The sequence below is a fragment of the Jilunia laotingensis genome, assembly GCF_014385165.1.
In the GTDB taxonomy this organism is placed as follows: Bacteria; Bacteroidota; Bacteroidia; order Bacteroidales; family Bacteroidaceae; genus Bacteroides; species Bacteroides laotingensis.
In genome coordinates this window covers 1,555,364-1,581,804 of the sequence record NZ_JACRTF010000001.1, presented here as the reverse complement: position 1 = coordinate 1,581,804, position 26,441 = coordinate 1,555,364, and the positions used below count along the sequence as shown (strand labels likewise).

Here is a 26,441-nt window from a genome sequence, read left to right as displayed (position 1 = left end):
TTAATAGGGTATTGGAGAGAATCCTTTTGTCAATATAATAAATTTCTTTATTCCATTTACCTTTTGACTCTCTTTATGCTCAATATCGCCCCCTCCACTACCTGTTAAACCTGAAGGTTGTGTCCTATCACTTACCGGAAATTTTGATAAATGTTTATGGAAATCCGTATGAATATTAATTTCATTAATTGACTTAACTCCAGCTATATTTAGATTAAACGATGTTTGAGTCATTTGATCACTATTATTTTGATATTTACTTATATAGACTTTACTTGGTACACTTTCACTTTTATTTGAATATTCATATCCAGAAATTTCTTTTCCTACCATTTCTGACAGTTCTATAACAAAATTTTGCACTCCTTCTACTGTTGCTTGCCCTTCTCCTCCTACGGATATAGCATTATCAACTGTTTTAAAATTTATCCCATCATTCAAAATACCTTTCTCAATATTATCCATACGGGCTTTTATCTGGAATAAACCTTTATTTTGTACCCAATCCCCTGCTTTATTTTGATGATATCCCATTACTTTGTCTGTTGCATCATCATTTGTTTCCATTAAATGAAAAGTTCCTGTCTTATCGTCAAAACGATAAATATCCAGACCGTCCGGATCGATAAAACGTATCGGATTATTCATGCAATACGCATAAGGGAAAATCCAAAGATATTTCTCACATAACGGATCAATCGACATGGCAGGAGTTGCAGCGGACACATCCTTATCGGTCGCTTTGACATATCCAACTACCTTTTTTGTTTTGGTATTGTATAACACTGAACCGATTTCAACGATTTCTTTATTATCATGAAATTCTTCAAATTCTCCCTTGGAGAAAGAGTAGGCACGAACTTTCTTAAAACCGTATTTTTCAAAAGGATTTTTTGCGGTTTGAGCATTAGCAAAGGCAGATCCGCATAACAGGATGAAAGCAAAGATAATCTTCTTCATAACTGACGGGAATTTATGACAGGTTATATTCGCCAAATATAATAATTATATTTAAATTATCAAAATTATAATTAGTTTATTTGTGCATTTGCATGGAAGTGTATAAAAACAACAATCACTAATAGCAAAGTCTGTCTTATCATATTCAGTTTTTCTTTCTTTTCTTATTGCAATTCAGCTTAGGAGGATCATACCATCCCATAGCAATTCTTGTAACTACTCTTTTGTAGATGGATAAATCATTTTTGCAAAAATAGTAATCCGCTCCTTTTATACTTTCATCTAAAAGATAATCAGGATAGGCTTTTTCATAACTTACAAAAGAAGAATCTATTTGGTTGTATTTTGCAAGTACTCTTATAATTTCTTCCGTTAACACATTAATTGAATCAACCCAATAATATATTAGCTTATTGTTTCTTTCTATATAATGAGATGGAAATATTCGAGTTTCAGCACCTATCGTATCTTTGGAGGTTGGATAAATTTTATTGCCATACTCCCCCGAAATACTTAAACCCAATATATCTTCATTATCAATATCAATATATACGCTGAAGACGCTATCAGTCTTCTGCAAACTACAGTTATCCAAAAAATCATTAATGGCGATTATAATCGCTTCATTTCGCAGGTGATCACCATCTCCACCTTTCATGGCCGAACAACAAAAGAAAAGGATTATTAATCCTATAAACATATTATAACTGAATAACTTCATATCAATAGTTTTTGAGATAGGGTTCATTTTATCATATTCATTACCTTTTCTTTTTTTTCTTGTAGCAATTCAGTTTAGGAGGATCATACCACCCTATACCAACTCTTGTAACAACTCTTTTGTAAATAGACAAATCGTTTTTACAAAAATAATAATGCGCTCCTTTTATACTTTCATCTAAAAGATAATCAGGATAAGCATTTTCATAATTTACATAAGAGGAATCTATTTGGTTGTATTTTGCAAGTACTTTGACTATCTCTTCTGTCAATACATTAATTGAATCTACCCAATAATATATTAGCTTATTGTTTCTTTCTATATAATGAGACGGAAATATTCGGGTTTCAGCACCTATTGTATCTTTAGAACTTGGATAAATTTTAAATCCATATGTCCCGGAAATACCTAAAACTAATATGTCATCATTTTCAATATAAACATTAGCCTCGAAAGCGTTGTCAGTCTTTTGCAAACTACAATTATCTAAAAAATCTTCAATGGCGATAATAATTGCTTCATTTCGCAAATTAGCATTATTATCACTATCTTTTATTGCAGAACAACAAAAGGAAAGGATTATTAATCCTATAAATAATTTATAACTAAATAACTTCATATTAGTAAGATATCGGAGAAAAACCTTTTGTCAAGATTATAAATTTCTTCACATGTGGATGATCCCTTTGTGTTTTTAACTTCATCTTTTTATCCCGTTCGGAATCTTGTGATCTATCCGAATCGGATGCTCGAGAAGGATGAGTATGCCAGTCCGTATGTTCATATACGGAATTCATATCCAATTTAGAAGAATAATCCCTATAAGGATAATAACTTTTAACTGATTCATTATATTTATTATTTTTGTATTTGCCTATATGAACATAACTCGGACTGTCACTTCCTTTGTTTGCTATATCATAACCGCCTATTTCCTTACCAACCATTTCAGACAAATCAACGACAAAGCTCTGTACTCCCTCTAAAGTAGGCTGACCCTCTCCCCCTATCTCTATTAAATTATTATCCGTTTTAAAATTTATCCCATCATTCAAAATACCCTTCTCAATACCATCCATACGGGTTTTTATCTGGAAAAAACCTTTATTTTGTACCCAATCCCCTGCTTTATTTTGATGATATCCCATTACTTTGTCTGTTGCATCATCATTTGTTTCCATTAAATGAAAAGTTCCTGTCTTATCGTCAAAACGATAAACGTCCAAACCGTCCGGATCGATAAAACGTATCGGATTATTCATGCAATACGCATAAGGGGAAATCCAGGGATATTTCTCACATAACGGATCAATCGACATGGCAGGAGTTGCAGCGGGCACATCCTTATCGGTCGCTTTGACATATCCAACTACCTTTTTTGTTTTGGTATTGTATAACACTGAACCGATTTCAACGATTTCTTTATTATCATGAAATTCTTCAAATTCTCCTTTGGAGAAAGAATAGGCACGAACTTTCTTAAAACCGTATTTTTCAAAAGGATTTTTTGCGGTTTGAGCATTAGCAAAGGCAAATCCGCATAACAGGATGAAAGCAAAGATAATCTTCTTCATAACTGACAGGAATTTATGACAGGTTATATTCGCCAAATATAATAATTATATTTAAACTATCAAAATAACAATTAGTTTACTTGCATATCCCAATCATTTTACTCAATCATTGTGTTTCAATCATTCTTTTTTTGAAATAAATCGAGATTAGGCACGGAGAAAAGTAAAGTTTAGTTTAAAAAGAATCCGGCATAATGGAAATAGTTTCTTATGTTCGAAAGAGTTTTGCCGGATAGAAATAGTTTATATTAAATAATAATACCTTCTATTTCTTCACCTTCATTCCAAACCAATATATGGGTATTCCTTTATCAACGAAAGAAATCCTCTTATACTAAAACAGAAAGATACTGATCCAACAATTTAATACTCGGCTTTAAATAGTAAAAACATGGGGATGTTCTTGCAAAAAACACCCCCATGTTTTATACCACAACATCCGGATGTTCTATACTAAAACATCCGGATGTTTTTTATATTAATATAGGACTATATGAATATAAGAAGCTACTATCCAATGGTTTGACCATACATATTTCACTTATTGGAAAAGGTATGTTTTCCAACCGTTCATAAAGCCTGTTTACGACTTCAATGGATGCGCCGTTCGTACTTCTTCAACAGGAAACGGGCGTAGGTCATTAAATCCCCTTCCGATTGCACGGTAACGGGGGTGGTGGAATCTACCCAGGCATCTTCAAAGGCTTTGACCGAGGCATCCAGTTCTTTCTGGTCGAAAGGGCAGTTGCTTTCAGTAGCCAGGAGTACGGCATCCAGATACATATCCCAACGTTTGGAATAATAGTCCTTGATAAGTCCCGACCATGCACGACTGGCATAATCGTTCAGGCTTCCTCCCCAGGTTGTGATAAGGTTCCGGGCATTCTTCTCATAATAATCTTTCAAATCCGGAGTATCGCCTAAAGCGCGGGCATCGGCAATCCATTTATCGAGCGAACAACGGCTATGGAAAGCGGTAAGCTTGTCCAGGTCACTCAGCACTTCACGCATCTCGGAGGCACGGGCTTTCAGTCCGGGTACATCTTTGGCGGCATACATACGGTCGAAATCTTCTTTCAATGTCTTGAAGTAATTGCCCAATAACTGGCGGCCTACGGCAATGATATCCAGACGAAGTGCGTCCCGATTGCAGTCGGGAGCTTGAAGCAACTTGTCCCAGGCTTTCAACAGAACGGTATCGGAGTAATCGTTCGTGATGCGTTTATTCGGTTTGTCCATTTCCGGACGATAGCCGGGCAATATGCCCAATGTACGGGGAACTTGCACGTAGACATCGTTGAAAAGAATGTCCCAGGCCTCACGAACGGGTTGCGATACGGTTCCGGCATGACGGTCGGCCAAGGCATGAAGCCATGCATCGTCATCCCGGTTCAGGTTCCAGGCTTTCTCAAAGATGTATTCATAAGGAAACTGCATAACGTCCAGCCCTTCGAGTGTCGAACCGATGCCGTGAAGGTTACTGCCGCCATCGAGCAAAGCATTCTCCAGACGCTTGCCACTCTCCTTTACATTCCCGGTGAGGGTGGTGTTGCCACCGAAGTTACCCAGATAACACCAAATGTAAGGCTGTCCGTGGAAATGGTCGGTGGTTTTCCACAGTTCCACATTTTCGCAATGATAATCGAGAAGGTACATCTTATCTTTCGGCACACCCGTCAGCAAGGCTTTGATGCGCGGGGCAGTCCAATCCTTCCGGTCGTGGTAGAACATCCAGGTCATCTGCATCCATTCCGCTTTCGGATCAGCGGCTGTCAGGGTACGGTACATGTTGGAAGATATTTCACTCAGGTACTCCGGCTCCCAACTGGGCGGATCGACTTCATTGAATGGATCGACCCCATAGATATGATCGGTTCCGAAAAGCCGCGTCTGCTCCTGTAGGAAACGCTTCTGGATGGTAGCAAACAAAGGTTCTTCCGGGTTCAGGAAGTGACAACGGTAGGTATCGGCAAAGCCTGCCCACTTGCCCAGATATTGGATGTTCGCATCCGGATAAATCCGTTTCAATCCGGCAGGCACATGTCCGGCAAAAGCCGGGAGGACGGGCTTCATATTCAGTTCGCGTTCGCGGGCGAGAATCTTCTTTTGAAGCTCCACCTGATTGTCCAGCCATTGCATCGGCAACGGGCCGTTCCAACCGTCGATGTTCGCCATTCGGTGCCAGGGGAGGTAAGTGGGGCCGGTAAAGTACGAACGGATTTCTTCATCGGTCATTCCCATCTTCTTCCAGACTTTATACCACACGGCTTCCTGTCCGGTAATGGCCAAAGGCATGTTGACACCGTTCAGCGCCATCCAGTCGATGAACCGTTCCCAATCCGCCCACTGCCAGTAGGGCATCGTGTATCCATACGTACAGTAGTTCAGGAAGAAACGCTTGTCCACCTTCGCCTCCACATCGATGGCTTCCTTGACAGCCGGAAGCACTTCGGGCATTTCAACGGGAATGTCGGCATACCATGAGATGGTGGTCAGGCAGTAGTATCGCAGATAATGGTTCAACCCCATTGCCATCGAATTGGCATTGTTGCCGCTTATCACTATCTTCCCGCGGTCGCTCTCCAGACGGAAACGGTCTTTGCCATCGATGGCTTTCACCTTCCGGAACTGGAAATTATCGGCATAAGACGGAATGAGCCGCTGCACCAGGGCTTGCACCACCGCCACATCTTTCTCCTTCGCCCCTGCCGAAAGGGACAGGAAAAGGAGTACAAAAAGTAAATAAATGCTTCTTTTCATGATTATAGTTTATAGTTTTATATAGATTCTTTTTTTAAACAGGATGTATCCTGCCGCCCAGTGGAGCGACAAGAAAAGAACGGCATACATGAAGGAGCCGAAATAGTTGCCGAACAGCGGTTGGAGTGCCGTGTCGAACAAAAAGCCACTCACGCCCCACAACCGGAAAAGTTCACCGAATATATAGCTTGCCACATAGAGAAACAAAGGATTGGCTCCAAAGACCTCGAAGAAAGTCCATCCCCGTTTCTGTTGCCGCACATCAATAACGTAAATCAGCGCAGCCAGTGAAAGCGCAGCTATACCGCATGTGACCAGTACAAAACTGGGCGACCATAACCGTTTGTTCAAAGGACAGGCGTAGCTGAACAGATACCCTGAAAACAACAGTGTAGTACCCGTCAGAAACAAATACTGCATCCGTTCCCCGTTGTCCTTCCGCCCGAGGATGGCACGTCCGCATACAAAACCGATCATCACCTGTGCCACCGAAGGGATCGTACTCAGAATACCTTCCGGCTCTACGAACTGCCGTCCCTGGAGATACATGTGACTGGTTCCCAAGACGGTGGAATCAACAATTGCCATGATATTGCCGGGACTCTTTTCAAAACCGTTTCCAATAAGTTGCAGGATGAAATAGCCCAATAAAAGCAAGAGAGCAACGGGCAGAAAACGACGGTGGGGAACAAACAAAGCCAACACAGCGGTCACTCCGTAACAGATGCCCAGACGCTGCATGACACCCAAAATGCGCATGTGTTCCCAATCCGTCCAGACCCCGCTTTCACAAGCGTTCACAAACCATTTCATGGCAACCCCGATAAGGAACAACAGGACAGCCCGTTTCAATATCTTGCCGATGGCAGGTTTCCACCGGAATTCATATTTGCGTAAAGAGATATAAGTAGAGATTCCCATCAGGAACATGAACATAGGAAAGACAAGATCGGCAGGGGTAAATCCATCCCATTTTGCATGGCGCAACGGTTCATACGGATATCCGCACGCACCGGCGTTGTTGACCAGTATCATCCCGGCAATGGTAATGCCGCGCAATACATCGAGTGAAAGAAGACGATTCTTAGTTGACATTTCTATGGATTAAAAGTTATAAGACAAGACATAAAAGAGTGGTGGAAGCCGCCAGCACCGCTCCTATCAAAGTTTCGTAAGGAATCAGTTTAAGACGTTCCCTGAAAGTCAGTTCGCAGACTCCCCCCGTGGCATGAAAGAAAGAACCGTGAGGCAGATGGTCGAGTACGGTAGCACCGGAATTGACCATCGCTGCTCCCCAGGCGGCAGAGATACCGACGGCAAGAATCGTATCGGCAAAGGAGGCGGAAGCAAGCGTAGCACCGGCAGTAGTGGACGCTGTGGCGGCAGACATCAATGCACCCGACACAGGAGCGATCATCACTTCATCGAAATGGGCTTGTCCCAAGGCTTGCAGGATCCAGTCTTTCAAGGTAGAGTTCTTGATGACCCCGGCAATCGTTCCGGTTCCTATCAGCAGGATGGCAACAGACGACATCTTCTGCAACCCATACTCCATGCTGGGCAGGATGTTCCTCCACTGTCTCATGCAAAGAATCCCGCAAACGCCACCAATAGGAAGTGCAATCAACGGATCGACCGTAATATCGAACAACGGGCGAAGAGAAAGAAGGATGATTGTTACCACCGGAGCCACCAGGCTACCGAACAAAGAAGGAAGTTCCTTCTCTTCGGCAACTTCTTCCGTCACCTTACCTTTAACCAATTTATCGGGGATCAGACGTACCACGACAAATACGGTAAACAGCAACCCGACTACCGCTGGCAAGACATTGTAGAACATCACCGAAGAGAGGTCTGCCCCAAAATTCTCGGCTGCAATAATCGTATTGGGATTGGGAGAAATGATATTCCCGCATTTCCCACCGCCAACCATGGCTATCAGCAATACGGACGGGGAAATGCCCAGCCTCCTGCCAATGGACAGGGCAATGGGAGCAACGGTAATCACTGCCACATCGATAAATACGCCAACGGCACACAACAACATCGTGGCGAGTGCCAATGCAAAAAACACACGCCTCTCACCCAACGTGCGGATGATGGCATTCGAGAGTGTGGCCGCCGCTCCCGTCTTAATCAGTACTCCGGACAAGACACCTGCCGTAAGGATGCGGATCACTGCCGGAGTCACATCCTTGACTCCTTCCGTCATCACTCTGACAGTGTCGGTCAACGGAAGTCCACCCAACAATCCTCCCACGATTGCGCCTGCAATCAGGCTATAGGTCGGGGCGACCTTTTTTATAATCAAGAGAACGGATACAAGCAATCCGATCAATGCGCCAATAGCGGTCATAATGGTTTTCTGGAATTACGGGTTACTTTTTAAACTGTTTGATGATACGCATGAGCTGAGTGACGGTATTCTCTATATTCGACAAAGCAAACTCACGTTGCATCGCCTGTTCCAAAGAAACGGGAGCCGGCTGGATGGATAGCACGGCTGTGAATCCCATTTCATTGAGTTTGTCCGCATCTTCGATGCATCCTCCCAAGGCTACGACCGGGACATCGGCTTCTCTGGCAAGTTTCAGGATACCCCCCAAAGCCTTGCCCATTCCGGTCTGCACATCCAGTTTGCCTTCACCCGTCAGAATGAGGTCGGCATCACGAATGGCTTCCTTGAAACGGAGTATTTCCAATATGGTATCGATGCCCGGCTTCAAAGTCGCATTCAGGAAAGGAAGTAATCCGCCTCCCATGCCTCCGGCTGCACCTGCACCGGGAAGAGTTGTTATATCCATGCCTTTCTCCCGGTGGATGACTTCGGCATAATGTTTCAGTCCGCCATCCAAGGCAACCACTTCTTCGGGAGAGGCACCTTTCTGGGGCGCATATACAAAGGCTGCTCCATCCATCCCGTAGAACGGATTGTTCACATCACAAGCTATCGTGAAAGAAGCTTCCTTCACGAACGGATGCAAAGCCGATTCATCTATGTGTTCTATCCGGACAAGATTGCTCCCTTTCGCATCCAGCAAGTTCCCTTGTCCATCGGCAAAACGGACTCCTAAGGCTTGCAGCATTCCCGTCCCGGCATCATTGGTGGCACTCCCCCCGATTCCCATGATGAACTTCCGGCATCCCCGGTTCAAAGCATCGAGGATGACTTCTCCCGTACCATAAGTGGTGGTATGCATAGGATTGCGCAAAGCATCGGGCACCAAGGGCAGACCGCTGGCGGATGCCATTTCAAGGATGGCCGTCCGGCCGTCTTCCGTGATGCCATAAGATACTTCGATCTCATTCATCAACGGATCATGCGCTTTACAGGCGACCCGCTCCACATTCAGATTGGCACAGATCGCTTCCGTGGTTCCTTCACCGCCATCGGCTATCGGGAAACGGACTGTTTCACAACGGGGGAATTCTTTCCCTATGGCCCGAAGGGCACTCCCGGCAATGTCGAGGGATTGGACAGAACCTTTAAATGAATCGAAAGCAAGAATAATTTTTCTCATGGTTATGGATGTTTTTTTATTCGGAGAATCATTCATTCACTCTAAAGTAGCATTCACCATTTTAATTGCCTCTTCAAGCGGATGATCGAAAGGTATAGTGGTATTCTTCCAAGGAGTCTGTATCCATTCTTCTTCCCACTCGTCCAACTTGTCACGATCAGGAGAGAAATAACGCTGCATACGAGGAATGTAGTAATCTTTAATCAGTCCGCTCCAAAAACGGGCGGCATAATCTTCTTGTATTCCTCCCCATGTGGTAATCAGGCGTTTGGCATTCGCTTCATACGCATCTTTCTCTTCGGGTGTAGTACCACTGTTTCTTGCCAGCTTCACCCACTCTTCCAGGCGGTAAAGGGGATGGGAAGCTAACAAACGGTCTACCTGCAATAGCAAACCAACAGCTTCTTCCAAAGATTTCCGGGCAGCAACCTTATTGCCGGAAGCATCTTCGTCCAACGCACGGGTATATAGCTTATCCGCTTTAGCAGCTACATAGTGAGCTGCATATTCCAAAGCATCGTTTACATAAAGCGGAGAACTCTTCAGGCTATCGGCACAAGAGAGGAATTGCTCTACGCCACGCAGGAACTCTTCGCTTGTATCTATTTTACTGATACGGAGCGTATCGGGAATGACCGTTTGCCATGTGAAACGGGGGTAAGAGTACAAACAGCTATAAGCCGTCTTCCTGAACTTGTCCCACGCTTCCTTCATTGGCTGCGGATAGGCTCCGTAGCGGGCTTTACAATATACGGGCATCCATTGATCCAGATGGATGGGACGATCCGTCCAGCCCATATCCGCCAGAAGTTCATAAACCACTTCATTGTTTTCAAGTCCTTCGGGTGCCGAACCAAATCCGATCAGGTTTCCATGACCCTCCGTATGTAAAGCCTCAGCCGAAGAAGAGGCATACATTTGCAGATCACCCGTCATCGGAGTTTTCCCTCCGAAATTAGGTACGTAACTGAATATCCACTTCTTGCCATAGAAGCCGTCCTGCACCTTCCAGGTTTGTTCCGTTCCCCAAACCCACTTTGGATAATCATTACCTAAATCGACTATCACCATCTTATCATCGGGAACGCGACTCAATAATGCTTGTAAACTGGCTTTATCCCAAAAGTCATGTTGATAACCGAACGTCCAGCCCTGCGTCACCCACACCGCATCCGGATTGCCGGCTGTGATGGAACGGTAAATAGACTCTCCGTACTGAGCCAGTAATTTATGCTTTCCTTCCACATCGTTTTTAGCTACAGGAAGGCGCATCTCGTTAAAACTATCCGAGAGGTAAAATGTATTTTTTCCAAACTCTTTCTCCCACTCTTCGACAAACAGTTTGCCTATCTCTTCAAAGAAAGGAGAATCGGGAGGAAGCACATAAGCATTGAAACGATCTTCGAAACCGCCCCATTCCAAGTGTTTAAAATCCACCTCGGCATGTTTCTTCGCAAAAGCCATGGGTACAAATCCGGCAAAAGCAGGGGCGATTGGCTCCATGCCAAGTTCGCGCATACGGTTGATAATGTGATGCTGGAGTTCGATCTGCCCTTCCTGCCAAGCATCGGTCAGAGGACCGTCCCAGGTATTTAGGTTACCCATGCGGTGCCAGGGCAAATGCGCCGGAGCGGTGAAAAACTCACGAATTTCTTCTTTAGTCAATCCCATGCGTAACCATACACGTTCGGCTATGGCTTCACTGGCTACAGTAGCCAACGGCATGTTCACACCGCGAAGTGCCATCCAGTCTATTTCTTTTTCCCAACGAGACCAGTCCCAGTAAGGAGTGGTATATCCATAGGTACATACATTCAGGAAGTATCGGTACTCGTAAGGAGTTGTTTGTTTTCTCAGTGAATAATCGGGCCACTCGGCTGGCAGAGACGCATGTTCGCCTCCCCACGTCTTCATGGCTTGGCATCCCTCTTTCAGATAAGTATGAAATGCATAACAAAGGGATACCGTACTACTTCCTTTCAAGGTCAGAACACCTGCTTTAGCATCTATTTCGAAAGTCTCTTTCCCGTCAACGGGTTCTATATACTGAAAACTAATACCTTTCACTCTTTCTCCGATTTGCCGTTCAATTACTTGTTTGGCCGGAGTTATTATATCGGCAGAACCGGACGTACCGGCACATGCACTAAGAAAAAATACCCAAATGATAGAAAAACATGTCAGAAAGTAGCCTTTCATATAATTAGATTTTCAAAATTAATAAAAAAGGGAAGCCGGCAATCAGGGAAATCGGGGGCTTTCCCCGGTTGCCGGCTAAAAAGTTGTATCAAATATGTGTTAAGTCAATATTACTTGATAATCAATTTGGCAGTAGCACCATTTACCTTCGCAATATAAAGACCTTCCAGTACAGGGACGGTAACCGATACACCTTCCCGGATAGTACCTTCGTAAACCTGTTTGCCTGTCATATCGTACACAGCTATGGAAGCCATACTTTCAATGCCTGCAGCATACAATACATTGCCATCGTTCCAGATTTTAATATCGGATGCTCCGGCTATGTTATTTACGATACCGCTTTCACCACCATATTCCACAGCACCGATAGCCGGAGTTGCAGGACGAGCTTTTCCCAACTGGTCAGTAGTAGGAATAGTCACACCATTATAAGATGCGGTACCTTTAGCGATAGCAATGCTACCCTCGCAAAGCAACGCTACAGGCATTCCATCAGCAGTCAATGTCGGACTCCATACCTCATCGCCTTCAATATCCGGGAATATCGTATTATCCAGTTTGTACAACGAAGTAAATATTTTGCTGTTTGCAAAATCATCTACTTTAATGCTATTGCCACTGAAAACGTCATTCATCGGTGTTCCTGCCTGATCATCAGCATCCATCGATTCGGCTACACCGTAAATACAGTTAGTCGTATTGAAGGTATAATTGCGTACATAAAGATTACCATCTTTATCTTTATCCCTCGGACCTTTCCAGCATCCTAAATCGTTCGGAGAGAAGAAATTGTCATCCAAGCTACCACCTGTATTGCCTGCAACGATACAATTTGCCATTGTAAGTTCGGCAGTCATATTAGCATTACAGAATATCGCTACGCCACCACCGACATTTCTACCAGAATAGTTACTTGTAATGGTACAGTTCACCAACTTCATGCCAAAAGACTCTCCGGTACGTGACCATGCATAGATGGCACCACCTCTTTCACTGGCATAGTTGTTCACAAATGTGCAATTGGTAGCCGATAACGATGGGATAGCTTTGTCCGCAGTAGTATACATGTAGATAGCACCGCCACTGGCTGAAGCATAATTATGAATGAATGAAGAATTCTCTAAAGTAACATCGCCTCCTACTGTGATTACAATAGCACCACCGGCAGATTTATTATCTTTGAAAAGTGAGTTTTTAATTATGCATTTTGCCGAATTGGCCACATTTATGGCACCACCGGCAGATGGCTTTTTCTCACCGTCTTTAATAGAATAATTATCATTGTCAATAAATTCGCAACGATCCACAAGCATAGTGGCACCTGTGGTGGCATACAAGGAGGAGGTGTTCTTTCCGGTAAACACACAATCATTTATTTCCACAGCACTTTGCACCATCAATGTCTGATTGACACCTGTGAAAATAACTTTCTTGTTATTCTTCTTATTCAGTCCGTTAATAGTCACACTCTTCTTAACAGTGATCTTTGTAAACTCTTCAATTTGTTCACCGTCGAAATCAAAGTTGATCACATCCCCATCGCTCAACGATTCAGAACTCATGATATTGGGAAAAGAACCTTCCACTGCGGGATCACCGCTTGAAGTGGTTACGGTAAAGTCCGTTGCATACATATTGAATGCTGCAAAACTCAACATTGCTGAAAGTAGAATTTGTTTTTTCATAACAATACAATTTTAAGTAGTTAATAAATATTCGTTATACAAAAGTTTCTCAAATCTGTATTTATAGTATAAGTTTACGGGTATATACTTCATCACCGTTTTTCATCCATAACAAGACCATCCCGGATTCCAAGCCGTTTAACGGTAGGGCATCGCCTTCCTTCATGCAGGCATTGAGAAGCAATTTTCCCGTCATTGAGTAAAGTTTTACGCAGGCAAAGCCTTCAACTCCTTTCAGAAGATAACGGTCCCCTGATTTTATGACTTTTATGCCTTTGTAGTCCGCAGTGTTTCCTTCAATGCCCGTAGTACTGGTATACTCGATTTTGACATACACCGGTAAATGGTCGGATGCAGTAGTAAGATCCACATCGCTCTGGTTGGCAATTCCCCGTTCAGTCACTTTGTAGGAAATAGATGATTTATTATATCCCAAAATAAAGTCGATACAATCTACAGGATCGGTTGACGGATAAGTAAACAGTTTTGTATCATTAAGAATAGTAAAGCCGTTTTCCTTGAGAGTCACCATTGCTCGGTAGGTTTCTTTTATATTAAGATCACCTCCTAAAAAGACAGGCTTATCGGCACTTTTTGCAAAATTGATGATATAATCAGTCGCTACATCCCTGTCTTCGGCATTCAGTGAATAATGGGTGGACAAAAAATAATAGTCGGGAAATTCAGCGATAATTATTCCACGGTTATCATCCGGATCAGGTTTAGCGGTTCCTCCGCCTGCACCTTTAGCAATAAGGTGAGTTTTTACCCCAAGAGGCTCCTCCTTGCTCAGCAAAACAATACCGAAATAAGTACTATGAGTAACCAGAAAACGGGATTTCATTCCTGTCTTTGTTCCCAATTGGGCGGCACAGTCTTTCACGTATCTCTGATCAACTTCTTGTATGGCTACGACATCCGGAATTACACTTTTTATCACAGAAGCTATCTTATCAACCTGTCTCGAATTAATAATAGAATGTCCTTGAATGTTGTAGGTCATCATTGTCAACTGTTTTCCCGATTCACCTGCATAGAGCCGGGAAATTCCCGAAAAGAAACAGACTGCCATAATCAAGGCATAACGTAGAATTGTTTTTAATCTATCCATAATAGTGTGTTATTTGGTTTCTCTGATTAATTCCACTTCCGTAATAATAGGCAAATGGTCGGATAGCAATGACTGTATCGATTGAGTACGAATCACACGCCATACGTCTTTAGGATATCCGAACAGGTAATCTATTTTAATGGAAGGCTTATTCGAAGGAAAAGTCAAATCATCATTGGTAAGCAGTTTCCAGTCTGAAATTCCTTCCCGTATAGTCTTTGAATCAGGACGTGTATTGAAATCACCTCCTAAAATTACAGGATAAGGAGACCGTTGCAAGGTTTCCGTTATCTTCTTTATCTGTAAGAAACGTGTATCTTCCGAGAAATAATCCAGATGCGTACATGCAAAAGTGATGGTATCTTTTCCGTTTACTTCAAACGTCCCCTGAAACATCACTCTTTGTTCTTTCTCTTGCGGACGAGGCAACATCATCTTCTCCGATTTGAAATAAGGATGACGGGAAAGTATTCCGATGCCATAATATCCTCCTTTATAAGAGATGGATTTTCCATACAAAGGATACATCTGCGTACGGTATCCCAATTCAGTAATGAAATCTTTTCCATTTTGTTGGGGAGTCCTTTCACGGAACGTTTTGCTGTCTACCTCTTGCAAAGCGACAAAATCGGGTTGAAAAGCTTTGATATGTTCTGCAATCTGTTCCAAGGATGCCAGTTCACCAAAACGGAGATTATAAGTCATGACCCGGATACGCAACGTATCTTGCTTCTGGGCACATACCCAGTTAGCGGTCAATGCTAAAAACAATACTATTATATACTTTTTCATTCTTCTTTTTTTTACCAATTAGGATTCTGTCCCAATGCGGGATTCTTCAACCTTTCCTGATAGGGTACCGGCCACAGATAATGTTTGTTTTCATCAAAATTACGAGAACCGCCTTCAGCAGTAGATCTGTCATAGACGACATCACCAAACTCATCCACGATCGGATTATTCTGATCATCCACATAAGGACATCCGCCTAATTCGTTGAGGCAAACCTCCAGACTTGGACAAGTTACGGCACGTCCCAGACGGAAGCCTTCTTTCCAGCGCAGGATATCGAAATAACGCATTCCGTCAAACGACATCTCGATCCGTCGTTCACGTCTTAATTCTGTTTTCAAATCCATGTTCCATGCTTTCAATTCGGAAAGTTTCATAGGATGCATTCCCACTCTATTGCGTAAAAGGTTTATAGTTTCGTCAATCTGATCCTGAGTCAAGGTTTCACCTTGTAGGTTGAACAAAGCCTCTGCGTAGATTAAAATGACTTCCGGATAACGAATTACGTTGATATTGTTATGATCTTTATCCGTTAATCCTGCCAATTCGGGTGTATTGTACTTCTTAAAGTAAAATCCGGTTTTGGTATTTGCACCATTATTATTGTTCCCTTGCAAAGAAGCAAAACGAGGTAATCCGAAAGTGGCATTCACTCTATTCCCCGCATCACCGTCATCACCTCCCGGCCATGCATCGCCCGGTGTATAGAGTGTCATCTTCATGCGGGGATCTCTGTCGACAAAATAATCAGCATACTTTTTCACAGGATATTTTGATTGGGGGGAAACAGCTACATCTGTCCGTTTGTAATATTCCAAACCGGGAGTTGCCGGCTTTCCATCGGAACAAAGAAATGCATCGACAAATGTCTTAGAAGCATTCAGACGGATATAATTTACCGGAGTACAGGTATAATTGGTCATGTTACACATCCGGATATCCTGAACATACAAACTGTAAATCATTGATTCCTTATTATTGGGATCGGTTTCAGAGTTCCCTTCCAGATGATAGACTTTTTCATAATCATATAGACCGTAAGGACTGTTATCAATAATATATTTAGAAACTTTTTCTGCCAACTCCCATCTTTCGTCCTGCAATGCAACACGAGCCAACAGAGCCAAAGCTCCCCATCGATCGATGCGTCCTACATCCGATCCGGTATGAATCTCAGCGGGCAACTTACCGGCAGCCCATTTTAAATCTTCAATCATCCAATCTATCACATCTTTCTTCGGATTACGCGGGCCATAAGCTTCTTCCGAACTAAGGACCTTATCTACCAAAGGCACATCGCCCCAGACTGAAGTCAGCCAGAAATATTGTAAGGCACGAATGGTTTTTACTTCGGCAGCATAGACATCTTTCACATCTTGGTCTACCTCTGCCTGGTCATAATTATCCAGAAAATTGTTGCAATCGAAAATATGACCATATAAATCTCTCCAATAGTTATAATAAGGGAAATTATCCTGCGCACTACTGGTTCCTCCGCTTACCTTGCTCAAACCGGAAGTAGGATCACCCCATACCACTGTCTCCGCACAAGCTTCGCCCAGATTAATGATCAAATCATACTGAAGTCCCTCATAACAAGGATATAAAGCAGCACGCAATTGAGGTTCTGTCTTCCAGTAGGTTTCATTGACGGCCTTGTCCAAAGGATATCTGTCTAAAAAGTCACTGCAACTAAAAGTCGTCATCAGGCAACAACCTGCCAAAATATATTTTATTCTCTTTTTCATAATACTATCTCTTATTGCTTAAGTTAAAAAGTCAGATTCAATCCAAACACATATGTTTTTACTTGGGGATAAGTATCTCCTGAAGATTGTTGAACCTCAGGATCGAAACCATCAAAATACTTAGTAATTGTAAATAAGTTATCGGCAGAAATGTAAGCTCTCAATTTACTTACTCCCAATTTATTCATCCATTGCTGCGGGAAAGTATATCCTAATTGCACGTTCTTCAAACGTAGATAGGCAGCATTCTCTATCCAGAAATCTGAAAATCTGCGATTATGAGTCTGCGCATAATACATACGGGGATAAGCAGCTCCCGTGTTTTCAGGTGTCCATCTGTCGAGATGAGATTTCTTAGGCACCGAGTAGTCATTAATAAAACAATGTCTCGCCTCTTCACTCAAATAACCGTTGGCTTTGCCCACTCCCTGGATATAGAAAGAAAAATCAATGCCTTTCCATGCCAACTCACCTTTAAATGAATATGAATAACGTGGTGTCTTGTCTCCGATGACCACCTTGTCATAATCGTCTATCACACCATCGGGTTTTCCTTCCGGACCACTGATATCCTTATATTTAATGTCACCCGGCTGAACAGCAACGCCATCTTTTATAACAGGGAACTTGGGATTTATATAATTACCAAAGCTGTCTTTGCCACCAAAATCATCCACTTGGGCAAGCCCTTCGGTTTTATATCCGTAATAAGCATCGATAGGATCACCTACCCGACGAATCTCATCTCCAATGATCGGAGCGCTTGAACCTAAATCAATAATTTTATTTTTTGCATCGGACAAATTAAAGAATAAGCCATATTTAACTTCGCCAATCTGATCTCTCCAAGCCAAGTTCAATTCCCAACCTTTACTTTCTACTTCTCCCAGATTCTCCAAAGGCAAATAGTCACGACCTGAATCTTTTTGCCATACGCCTATCACCAAAGGATAAGAAGGGCGCACCAACGCATCTACATTGTTCTTCTTGAACCAGTCGGCACTAACAGTCAAACGGTTATTAAAGAAAGCCAGGTCAAGCCCCAAATTGAGCATCCGGATAGTTTCCCATTTAATATTTCTGTTCCCTAAAGCAATCTGTTTAAACCCCGTGTTCAACTGGTTACCGATGGGATAGGCTTTATCAACGGATTCAATCGCTACCAGATAAGGATAATAATTACCCCCCACATTCTGGTTTCCAAGTTCTCCCCAAGAAGCACGTAGTTTAGCCATCTGCAATACAGGTTCTGCAAAACTCATGAATTTTTCCTTGGAAAAATTCCATCCAGCGGAGAAAGAAGGGAAATATCCCCAACGATTCCCCTTTGCAAAACGGGAAGTTCCGTCACAACGGATATTCGCTTCAAACAAATATTTTTCTGCATAATTATAGTTCAACCGACCGAAATAGGACCTCAAAGCCCACTCTTCGGCTCCCCCTCCATTAGTCAGTTCATCTGTTCCGGCATCAATCACCTCAATACCGTCCAGCAAGATAGATTTTCTACCGGCATTTAATGTATGTGTATATGCCCATTCCTGAGAAAAACCGGCTAATACCTTAAAGTCATGTTGATTCATATTTTTCTGATAGGTAGCAGTAGCATTCAACGTCTGGGTCAGTGTATTGGTATAGTATTCATCAATGGAATTCTTTCTCAGCTTGTTTCCCGGATCTTCCGTCCCGTCCGACATCCAACGTTTCATATCCGGAACAAACTTTTTCCTGTCCTGCGTATAATAGTTGGCAGCGTATTGCCCATTTATAAACAAGCCTTCCAACACTTTGAACGAAGCGTTCACCTGTCCGTTGAATGTACGGGAATTACGTTTATTATAACCGGAATTATAAGCAATATCCACCGGATTCATCAATGAAGAATAAGCATAATGATCTGTGTCCACCCATTCACCATTCTCATTTTGCTGTTTCCATTTAACCGGAAGCAGGGGAGAAACTCGTTGAACTGTCCTGAACACGCCTGTCGTACCTGAAACACCGTTCTCCTGACGGTAAAAATCAACAAAGCTGATGTTTCCATTCAATTTCAAACGATCATAAAGTTCGGTATTCATACTTAAACGGGCGTTGTGCCTTCTGGAAGAGAACGGATCGCCTACGATCAGACCGTCTTGCTTCAAATAACCATAAGACATGTAATAGCCACTCTTTTCTGTACCTCCACGAACACTGACATTATGTCCCGTTTGCATGGCGGACTTTTTATAGACTTCCTTCACCCAATCTGTATTTGAATACTCATTGGGAGAATCGCCTCTATCGTAGGCATCAAAAGCTTCTTGCTGATATAATTTTCCAAAACCGGCAGCAATATACGCTTCATTAGCCAACTCCATGTATTCACGTCCATTGACCAATTCGGGCAAAGCAGTAGGAGTCTGGAAACCTACATAACCTGAATAACTCACCGTTGTTTTTTCTTTCCGGTTACCTTGTTTTGTTGTTACCAGAATAACACCGTTTGCAGCACGGGCACCATAAATGGCAGAAGAAGCGGCATCTTTTAGAACAGATACATTTTCTATATCATCCGGATTCAGCATATTCAAATCTCCTCCTGCTACTCCGTCAATCAGAATAAGAGGATCGGTCTTACTGTTTAAAGTACTGATACCACGGATAACGATCGACATCTTATCATTACCAGGCTGACCGGAAGGTTGCACGATGGATACACCGGGCAGCATACCTTGCAACCCGCTTCCTACATTGGTTATCGGACGACTGGCTAACTCATCCCCTTTGACTGCCGACACAGCCCCGGTTAAATTCACTTTTTTCTGTACTCCGTAACCTACTACTACGACATCATTCAGTTGAATGGTATTCTCAGCCAACACTATATCCAATGTACCGGGCTGGCTTACTACCTTTTTAGCTTCGGTATATCCTATGAAAGAAAAAAGTAAAGTACTTCCTTGCTCCACTTTCAATGAATAATTGCCATCAAGGTCGGTAATTGTACCGTCAGAGGTGCCTACTACCGATACGGTAGCTCCGATAATCGGATCGCCCGTTGCCTTATCGAGTACTTTTCCAACAACTGACAATTCTTTGTTCTTATCAGGAACAGATACCTTTTTCTGTTCATTTTTATTAAACAAAAGGATACTATTATCCAAAAAGCGGAAACCGATATTAGTATCTTTCAAAAGAAGGGAAAGAGCTTCTTTTAACGCTACATTTTTTACTTTAAGATTAACTTTCTTATTTGTGTCCACAAATTCTTTACTGTAAGCCACATTCATGGAAGCTTGCTTACTAATTTGCTCAATAGCCTGTTTTAAAGGTATTTGCTGCACATTAATTGAAATTTTCTGATTCTGTGAATAAGCTGTCAGCGGAATTAGCAGACATAATCCACACACCATACACCACATTCGGATGTATGAGAAAGGTGTTTTTTTTCTCATAAGTTATAATTTTTCTGTATGATTAGATTAATTAGTTTTTATAGTCATTTTACCGTATAGTTTCCCTCCGAAATTTTCTTAAACTTAATAGGTGTTATTGATTCCATCATCTCCAAAATATTACTTAAATCGTTCCCTTTGCAGACGAAGTTATAGGTAAAAGAAGATATTTTCGCTTCTTGTATTTCAAACGTTATATCAAACTGCCGGGTAAGTACTTTCAGTACATCTTCCAGAGAAGTGTTTCGGAAGACTAACCGGTTCTCTTTCCAACCGGAAGCATCCTTATAGTATTCATTCGTGCTGATTTTACAAATGTGACTTCCTTTTTCATACTGGGCTGTTTGTCCCGGCACCATCTCATACATGACCGAATTGCTCACACAATGTCCTATACTTATCTTTCCTTCATCCAAGGTAGTTATAATATGGTTGTCGGCAGGATAAGCGCATACATTAAAGCAAGTCCCGGTTACCCTGACACGCATTTCGCCTGCGGTCACCATGAAAGGGTTTTCCGGGTTTTTCTTTACTTCAAAATAAGCCTCTCCTATTAATGAAACTCTTCGTTCACCTCCCGTAAAATGTTCCGGATAAATCAACTTAGAATCTGCATTCAACCAAACACGGCTACCATCACCCAGCAAAACAACCAGCTTTTCTCCTTTGGAAGCATAAATTTCATGATATACGGGAGTTTCCTCTTTTACATATTGATAAGTAAAATAACTCGCATTGAAAATAAGCAAAGCCACCACACAAGCCCACTTAAGAATAGGAACAACTTTTCTTTTCTCCTTTTTCTCTACCGCTGCAAGTATATTCTGGTAAACTTTATACTCATCGAATTCCGGAACTTCACGATCCGCCATATCCAATGGTTTATCATCCAAAAGACAATCAATATCATTGTCTATATGTTCGGCAATATACTTGATGATCTCAGAATCCGTATTTTCAGTCTTATTTATATGCATGTATTTATCAGCTTTTATATATAATACACAAGGACTAAAAGAAAGTATTATATAAAATCAAAGTTTTTTTAGAAAAAGTTATTTTAGAGCAACAACATGATTGCACATTCACGTACCCACTCCTTAATCTGTTTAAGGGATTGGCTGTATTGGAACTTAATTGTGTTTACGGAAAGGTTTAGCCGATCGGCTATCTCTTGGTTGGAATATTTTCCAGACATTTTCATAGAAAATATTTTCTTGCGTTGAGGTGACAACTGATCCATGGCACTGCGGATCATCTCTACTTGTTCCCGGTCAAAATCCTGTGCCTCCGTATCTTCACCATCAATATAGTTAAGAATTTCCAGGCAGTCATCCAATACAAAGATGTTACTTTTCGAGTCTCTCAATATATTTAGTAAGTCGTTCTTCAAAACAGTAAATAAAAAGCGGTTAATGGGCTTATTCTCGTCCAGCTCTTCCCGCTTCATCCAGATTTTCATAAAAAGGTTTTGTACGGCATCTTCTGCCAATTCTTTATTGCAAAGGTATTTGAATGATAGTGAAAACGCTTGTACACCATACTTTTTATAAAGTGTGGTGAATGCAAGTTGATTACCTTTTTTTAATTGCAAAACTATAGAAATATCATCCATAACAAGTTCCTCAATACACGATGTGGCTGCAATATTCGTAAAAATAGTTGAGATAAACAAACATTCCTTTCGATCTTGCTGATTTAAGCCAAAAAGTAGAATGAATTAAGAGGATGATATGACAAATGGATTTAATTCAATTCATTTTATCCCGATTTTGAAATATAACTGCCTGAAAAGTTTCCTAAAAACGAAAAGGGGATGTATTAAAACTCCCCTTTCAACGAAATTACCCATATTACAATTCAATCTGTAACATGGGTAATTTTTTATCTATATTCAAACATTCCTTTTTCAGAATATGAATATCATACTCATATATTCACGATTTATCTCTTCATGAATTTAATCTTAGTAACCCCTTCACTTCCTTCTATAACCAATAGATAAAGTCCACCCGGTAGATCGGATATAGATATAGACTCACTTTCGTTTGCCATATTCTCATTAATTATACGCATACCACTTACATTATATATAGTATAATGATTAGCTCCATTCATGGAGAACAACAACCGGCCGTTCTCTATGGAGTATTTTAGACCTTGCTGCTTTTGTGCAGTAATTCCGGTTTGTTGCGTCACATCAATATAATCCCTTGGAACTATTTTTTCAGTTGGATCAAACTTCTGTTCATCGTAGTTCCATGTATAGTTGATAATTTCAAGGATCTCATCATTATCACCGTATTTATAATCTGATTTCAATCCACCCACTTGTTCGGATTCACCTTCCATTTCTTCAAAAACATTGAACAGAACAATATTGCCATGGCTATCACAAGTCACTTCATTTGTAGAAACATATTCTTCCATAATTCCATCTCCATTCTCATCATACGATTCTAATATCTGTTCTTTATAACTTCCATTTTCATCCGTATCTTTGAGAATATGTTTGATTTTATCAGGACCGGCAACAGAAGACATGATACTTTCAAAATCCCTTTTATTTGTATACACGACCTTAAGCTTCGCGGTTTCTACCCCTTCATCATAAACTTTTGCTTCCTTTATGCGATTGTTTCCAACCAAAAAGTCATTCTCATCATGAGATAGTATTTGCCCGTCACTATTTTCCCATTTTATATTATCATACCGTGCAACTTCAGACATGACCAACTCATTTTCATCATTATAGCCTAGCATAAAATGTTTCCACGTCTTTGCAGGAAGTTCTCCATTTTCATAAACAACCTCAATTACCTCCACTTCCTCATAAGCTCCCTGATAATAAGATTGAATAGCCATTCTCGTCACATACCCTTTTTCATTTCTGGTTATATTGAATATATTGGAATATCCAATTTCCCACTTACCATCTTGCCAAGAATACATGGTAGATCGTTTTTTAAAATCCGGAACGAGATCGTCATATTCATATTCCTTCTTCTCCTCATTCAACCAAGTTTTCCCCTTGTCTTCAGAAACGAGGCTCATCTCAGTTAAAACGTTGTCATTTTCATTATATGTGATGACAGTCTTATGCTGCGATTCACCATCATCAAAAAAGATTTCAGTTATATTTCCTTTTAAATCATATTTGTAATGTAAGTCCTCAAAGGGAAGCCATTCTCCCTCATCATATATATACATAGCCTCAACCTGAGGCTTCAGAATAGCATTCTCACTCCGTGTTAAAGGAAATTTTTTAGCATCAGTAATGGATTTTCGATCCTTGGCAAATACAGACTTCGTTTGTAATTTCTCAACTTTAGAGTCCGTTCTGGCAAATCTTTGCTGAGCTGAGGCAACACCTGAAAACAAGAATGCACCTAATAATAATAGTGTAAAATTCTTCATAGACAACAATTTTAAATTAATGAATTAATATACATTTATCACTTACAAAGAAAGCAAATAAAATCCACCTTTACTATTAATTGCTTATTTTTTATATCATTTATCGATAAATCATAATTATAAATAGAATATTATTTTCAATCTTATTCAAAGGATAAAGTTTGATCTTACACACCAGATGAAATTTCACAAAGATCCATTTAGGCTGCATATCTAAAAGAGTAGAGGGAAGTACTGATACTATATTCCTACCGAAGAAATGGTTAAACTACTCAAAAAACGGTCTATCTCTATATAATGGTACACAGGTGTCGGGAAATAAAAAAAAGAATAGTTATCTTTGTACCGTTTTAAGAACCTGTCTATGTTCAAAATAAGCGGATTAAAATCCGGAAAATGAAAATAGAAACAAGTTCTGCAAATATTGAAAATAAATAACGAAATAGATTAATGGCATTACAATGTGGTATTGTCGGATTACCTAACGTAGGTAAGTCGACACTTTTCAACTGTTTGTCAAACGCTAAAGCGCAGGCAGCAAACTTCCCTTTTTGTACAATAGAACCGAATGTAGGCGTTATCACTGTACCCGATGAACGCTTGAATAAACTGGCAGAACTGGTTCATCCGGGACGTATCGTCCCCACTACGGTAGAGATTGTAGATATCGCCGGATTGGTGAAAGGTGCCAGCAAAGGAGAAGGATTAGGAAATAAGTTTCTCGCTAATATCCGTGAAACTGATGCGATCATTCATGTATTGCGTTGCTTTGACGATGACAACGTGACACACGTGGACGGAAGTATCAACCCGGTTCGCGACAAGGAAATCATTGATTATGAACTTCAGCTGAAAGACCTGGAAACAATAGAAAGCCGTATACAAAAGGTACAAAAGCAAGCGCAGACAGGTGGCGACAAAGCTGCCAAACAGGCTTACGATGTACTGATCCGCTACAAAGAAGCCCTCGAACAGGGCAAGTCGGCACGTACCGTCACTTTCGAAACGAAAGATGACCAGAAAATAGCCAAAGAGCTTTTCCTTTTGACATCCAAACCGGTAATGTACGTTTGCAACGTGGATGAAGCAAGTGCCGTCAGCGGCAACAACTATGTAGAAATGGTTCGTGAAGCTGTCAAAGACGAGAATGCCGAAATACTGGTGGTTGCCGCCAAAACCGAAGCTGATATCGCAGAACTGGAAACTTACGAAGACCGCCAGATGTTCTTACAGGAAGTTGGTCTGGAGGAATCGGGAGTTTCACGCCTCATCAAATCCGCCTATAAACTGTTGAATTTGGAAACATTCATTACAGCCGGTGAAATGGAAGTAAAAGCCTGGACGTACCACAAAGGCTGGAAAGCTCCTCAATGTGCAAGCGTTATCCACACTGATTTTGAAAAAGGATTTATCCGTGCCGAAGTAATCAAATACGATGATTTCATCCAATACGGTTCTGAAGCTGCCGTGCGCGAAGCTGGAAAATTGGGAGTGGAAGGAAAAGAATATGTCGTCCAAGACGGAGACATTATGCATTTCCGTTTCAATGTATAACTCTAAAGACAAACATGTAACTCAAAAAGACAGATGAAGTATCTCATAGCAGGAACCGGAGGAGTGGGAGGAAGCATTGCAGCTTTCCTGGCATTGAACGGGAATGATGTTACCTGCATTGCTCGCGGAGAACATTTGCAGGCAATGCAAACCAATGGTCTGAAGCTGAAATCGGGACTGAAAGGAGAACATACCATCCCCGTCAAAGCACGTTCGGCAGAGGAATTCCGCGGGAAAGCGGATGTCATCTTCGTTTGCGTAAAAGGATACTCGGTAGCATCTGTCATAGATCTTATAAAACGTGCCTCTCACGATAAAACGATCGTTATCCCCATACTCAACGTTTACGGAACAGGTGCCCGCATACAGCAGCTCATTCCGGAAGTGACGGTTCTGGATGGATGCATTTATATCGTCAGCTTCGTGTCCGCGCCCGGTGAAGTCACACAATCGGGAAATATCTTCCGGCTGGTTTACGGCTTACGCGAAGGGACGGAAGTAACATCCGGATTGTTAGAAGCCGTAAACAAAGATCTCATCGAAAGCGGAATCAAAGTCAACCTTTCACCGGACATCAAACGGGATACATTCATCAAATGGTCGTTTATTTCGGCAATGGCAGTCACCGGGGCATATTATGACGTTCCTATGGGAGAAGTCCAAAAACCGGGAAAAGTACGCGATACCTTTATCAAGCTTTCTACGGAAAGCGCTGCATTAGGAAAAAGATTAGGTATCGAGTTCCCCGAAGACCCGGTAAGTTATAATCTCAAAGTAGTCGATAAGATCGATCCGCAAGGCACCTCCTCCATGCAAAAAGACATCGAGAAAGGACACGAATCGGAAGTACAAGGCTTGCTTTTCGACGTAATAAGAGCCGCTGAAGAACAAGGGCTGGATGTCCCGACTTACCGGAAAGCCGCCAAAAAATTCAAGAACAAAAGCACTAATTAAACTCA

The 26,441-nt window shown here is 41.7% G+C and carries 19 protein-coding genes; 2 read left to right on the top strand and 17 right to left on the bottom strand.

The annotated features are described in order from the left end of the window. The 17 genes from H8744_RS06020 to H8744_RS05940 form a co-directional block, all read right to left on the bottom strand. A complete protein-coding gene (locus tag H8744_RS06020) occupies positions 1-960 on the bottom strand; it encodes a hypothetical protein (RefSeq protein WP_262433981.1) in 960 nt (319 codons plus the stop codon). A gap of 145 nt (positions 961-1,105) precedes the next feature. After that, complete coding sequence (locus H8744_RS06015; protein WP_262433980.1) at positions 1,106-1,681, bottom strand: hypothetical protein; 576 nt, start codon at positions 1,679-1,681, stop codon at positions 1,106-1,108. A gap of 40 nt (positions 1,682-1,721) precedes the next feature. Beyond that, on the bottom strand, positions 1,722-2,300 hold the full coding sequence (locus H8744_RS06010) for a hypothetical protein (RefSeq protein WP_262433979.1): 579 nt from the start codon (positions 2,298-2,300) through the stop codon (positions 1,722-1,724). A gap of 1 nt (position 2,301) precedes the next feature. Further along, a complete protein-coding gene (locus H8744_RS06005) occupies positions 2,302-3,255 on the bottom strand; it encodes an RHS repeat-associated core domain-containing protein (protein ID WP_262433978.1) in 954 nt (317 codons plus the stop codon). A 591-nt stretch (positions 3,256-3,846) separates the two neighbouring features. Next, positions 3,847-6,018 carry an alpha-N-acetylglucosaminidase gene (locus H8744_RS06000; protein WP_369411056.1) on the bottom strand — a complete coding sequence of 724 codons (2,172 nt, stop codon included), beginning with the start codon at positions 6,016-6,018 and terminating at the stop codon, positions 3,847-3,849. Between the two features lie 6 nt (positions 6,019-6,024). Continuing rightward, on the bottom strand, positions 6,025-7,110 hold the full coding sequence (locus tag H8744_RS05995) for an acyltransferase family protein (protein WP_262433976.1): 1,086 nt from the start codon (positions 7,108-7,110) through the stop codon (positions 6,025-6,027). 16 nt (positions 7,111-7,126) lie between these two features. After that, a complete protein-coding gene (locus H8744_RS05990) occupies positions 7,127-8,371 on the bottom strand; it encodes a GntP family permease (RefSeq protein ID WP_262433975.1) in 1,245 nt (414 codons plus the stop codon). A 22-nt stretch (positions 8,372-8,393) separates the two neighbouring features. Beyond that, positions 8,394-9,536 carry a glycerate kinase family protein gene (locus H8744_RS05985; RefSeq protein WP_262433974.1) on the bottom strand — a complete coding sequence of 381 codons (1,143 nt, stop codon included), beginning with the start codon at positions 9,534-9,536 and terminating at the stop codon, positions 8,394-8,396. Between the two features lie 36 nt (positions 9,537-9,572). Then, positions 9,573-11,735 carry an alpha-N-acetylglucosaminidase gene (locus H8744_RS05980; RefSeq protein ID WP_262433973.1) on the bottom strand — a complete coding sequence of 721 codons (2,163 nt, stop codon included), beginning with the start codon at positions 11,733-11,735 and terminating at the stop codon, positions 9,573-9,575. Between the two features lie 110 nt (positions 11,736-11,845). Continuing rightward, a complete protein-coding gene (locus H8744_RS05975; protein WP_262433972.1) occupies positions 11,846-13,423 on the bottom strand; it encodes a right-handed parallel beta-helix repeat-containing protein in 1,578 nt (525 codons plus the stop codon). Positions 13,424-13,484: 61 nt separating this feature from the next. Continuing rightward, positions 13,485-14,534, bottom strand: a complete 1,050-nt coding sequence (locus H8744_RS05970; protein ID WP_262433971.1) for an endonuclease/exonuclease/phosphatase family protein — start codon at positions 14,532-14,534, stop codon at positions 13,485-13,487. A 9-nt stretch (positions 14,535-14,543) separates the two neighbouring features. Continuing rightward, positions 14,544-15,326 (bottom strand): endonuclease/exonuclease/phosphatase family protein, encoded by a 783-nt coding sequence (locus H8744_RS05965; protein ID WP_262433970.1) that lies wholly within the window; start codon positions 15,324-15,326, stop codon positions 14,544-14,546. Positions 15,327-15,337: 11 nt separating this feature from the next. Next, a complete protein-coding gene (locus H8744_RS05960; RefSeq protein ID WP_262433969.1) occupies positions 15,338-17,074 on the bottom strand; it encodes a RagB/SusD family nutrient uptake outer membrane protein in 1,737 nt (578 codons plus the stop codon). A gap of 23 nt (positions 17,075-17,097) precedes the next feature. Next, positions 17,098-20,511: a TonB-dependent receptor gene (locus H8744_RS05955; protein WP_262433968.1), complete on the bottom strand. Its 3,414-nt coding sequence runs from the start codon at positions 20,509-20,511 to the stop codon at positions 17,098-17,100. A 44-nt stretch (positions 20,512-20,555) separates the two neighbouring features. Continuing rightward, positions 20,556-21,488, bottom strand: a complete 933-nt coding sequence (locus H8744_RS05950) for a FecR family protein (protein ID WP_262433967.1) — start codon at positions 21,486-21,488, stop codon at positions 20,556-20,558. Between the two features lie 83 nt (positions 21,489-21,571). Beyond that, positions 21,572-22,126, bottom strand: a complete 555-nt coding sequence (locus tag H8744_RS05945) for an RNA polymerase sigma factor (RefSeq protein WP_262433966.1) — start codon at positions 22,124-22,126, stop codon at positions 21,572-21,574. 329 nt (positions 22,127-22,455) lie between these two features. Further along, complete coding sequence (locus H8744_RS05940) at positions 22,456-23,928, bottom strand: T9SS type A sorting domain-containing protein (protein WP_262433965.1); 1,473 nt, start codon at positions 23,926-23,928, stop codon at positions 22,456-22,458. Between the two features lie 450 nt (positions 23,929-24,378). On the opposite strand from H8744_RS05940, the gene ychF reads away from it, so the two are divergent. Both ychF and H8744_RS05930 read left to right on the top strand, forming a co-directional pair. Next, entirely contained in the window at positions 24,379-25,482 is a 1,104-nt protein-coding gene (gene ychF, locus H8744_RS05935; RefSeq protein WP_262433964.1) for a redox-regulated ATPase YchF, read from the top strand. Between the two features lie 33 nt (positions 25,483-25,515). After that, positions 25,516-26,436: a ketopantoate reductase family protein gene (locus H8744_RS05930; RefSeq protein WP_262433963.1), complete on the top strand. Its 921-nt coding sequence runs from the start codon at positions 25,516-25,518 to the stop codon at positions 26,434-26,436. Positions 26,437-26,441 lie beyond the last annotated feature (5 nt).

What these genes read in the sequence shown, in the direction of transcription:
- H8744_RS05990 (WP_262433975.1), bottom strand. Translation starts at nt 8,371, where the DNA reads ATGACCGCTATTGGCGCATTGATCGGATTGCTTGTATCCGTTCTCTTG.
- H8744_RS05965 (WP_262433970.1), bottom strand. Translation starts at nt 15,326, where the DNA reads ATGAAAAAGTATATAATAGTATTGTTTTTAGCATTGACCGCTAACTGG.
- H8744_RS05970 (WP_262433971.1), bottom strand. Translation starts at nt 14,534, where the DNA reads ATGGATAGATTAAAAACAATTCTACGTTATGCCTTGATTATGGCAGTC.
- H8744_RS06010 (WP_262433979.1), bottom strand. Translation starts at nt 2,300, where the DNA reads ATGAAGTTATTTAGTTATAAATTATTTATAGGATTAATAATCCTTTCC.
- H8744_RS05995 (WP_262433976.1), bottom strand. Translation starts at nt 7,110, where the DNA reads ATGTCAACTAAGAATCGTCTTCTTTCACTCGATGTATTGCGCGGCATT.
- H8744_RS05945 (WP_262433966.1), bottom strand. Translation starts at nt 22,126, where the DNA reads ATGGATGATATTTCTATAGTTTTGCAATTAAAAAAAGGTAATCAACTT.
- H8744_RS05940 (WP_262433965.1), bottom strand. Translation starts at nt 23,928, where the DNA reads ATGAAGAATTTTACACTATTATTATTAGGTGCATTCTTGTTTTCAGGT.
- H8744_RS05985 (WP_262433974.1), bottom strand. Translation starts at nt 9,536, where the DNA reads ATGAGAAAAATTATTCTTGCTTTCGATTCATTTAAAGGTTCTGTCCAA.
- ychF (WP_262433964.1), top strand. Translation starts at nt 24,379, where the DNA reads ATGGCATTACAATGTGGTATTGTCGGATTACCTAACGTAGGTAAGTCG.
- H8744_RS06020 (WP_262433981.1), bottom strand. Translation starts at nt 960, where the DNA reads ATGAAGAAGATTATCTTTGCTTTCATCCTGTTATGCGGATCTGCCTTT.
- H8744_RS05930 (WP_262433963.1), top strand. Translation starts at nt 25,516, where the DNA reads ATGAAGTATCTCATAGCAGGAACCGGAGGAGTGGGAGGAAGCATTGCA.
- H8744_RS05975 (WP_262433972.1), bottom strand. Translation starts at nt 13,423, where the DNA reads ATGAAAAAACAAATTCTACTTTCAGCAATGTTGAGTTTTGCAGCATTC.
- H8744_RS06005 (WP_262433978.1), bottom strand. Translation starts at nt 3,255, where the DNA reads ATGAAGAAGATTATCTTTGCTTTCATCCTGTTATGCGGATTTGCCTTT.
- H8744_RS06015 (WP_262433980.1), bottom strand. Translation starts at nt 1,681, where the DNA reads ATGAAGTTATTCAGTTATAATATGTTTATAGGATTAATAATCCTTTTC.
- H8744_RS05950 (WP_262433967.1), bottom strand. Translation starts at nt 21,488, where the DNA reads ATGCATATAAATAAGACTGAAAATACGGATTCTGAGATCATCAAGTAT.
- H8744_RS05980 (WP_262433973.1), bottom strand. Translation starts at nt 11,735, where the DNA reads ATGAAAGGCTACTTTCTGACATGTTTTTCTATCATTTGGGTATTTTTT.
- H8744_RS05955 (WP_262433968.1), bottom strand. Translation starts at nt 20,511, where the DNA reads ATGAGAAAAAAAACACCTTTCTCATACATCCGAATGTGGTGTATGGTG.
- H8744_RS05960 (WP_262433969.1), bottom strand. Translation starts at nt 17,074, where the DNA reads ATGAAAAAGAGAATAAAATATATTTTGGCAGGTTGTTGCCTGATGACG.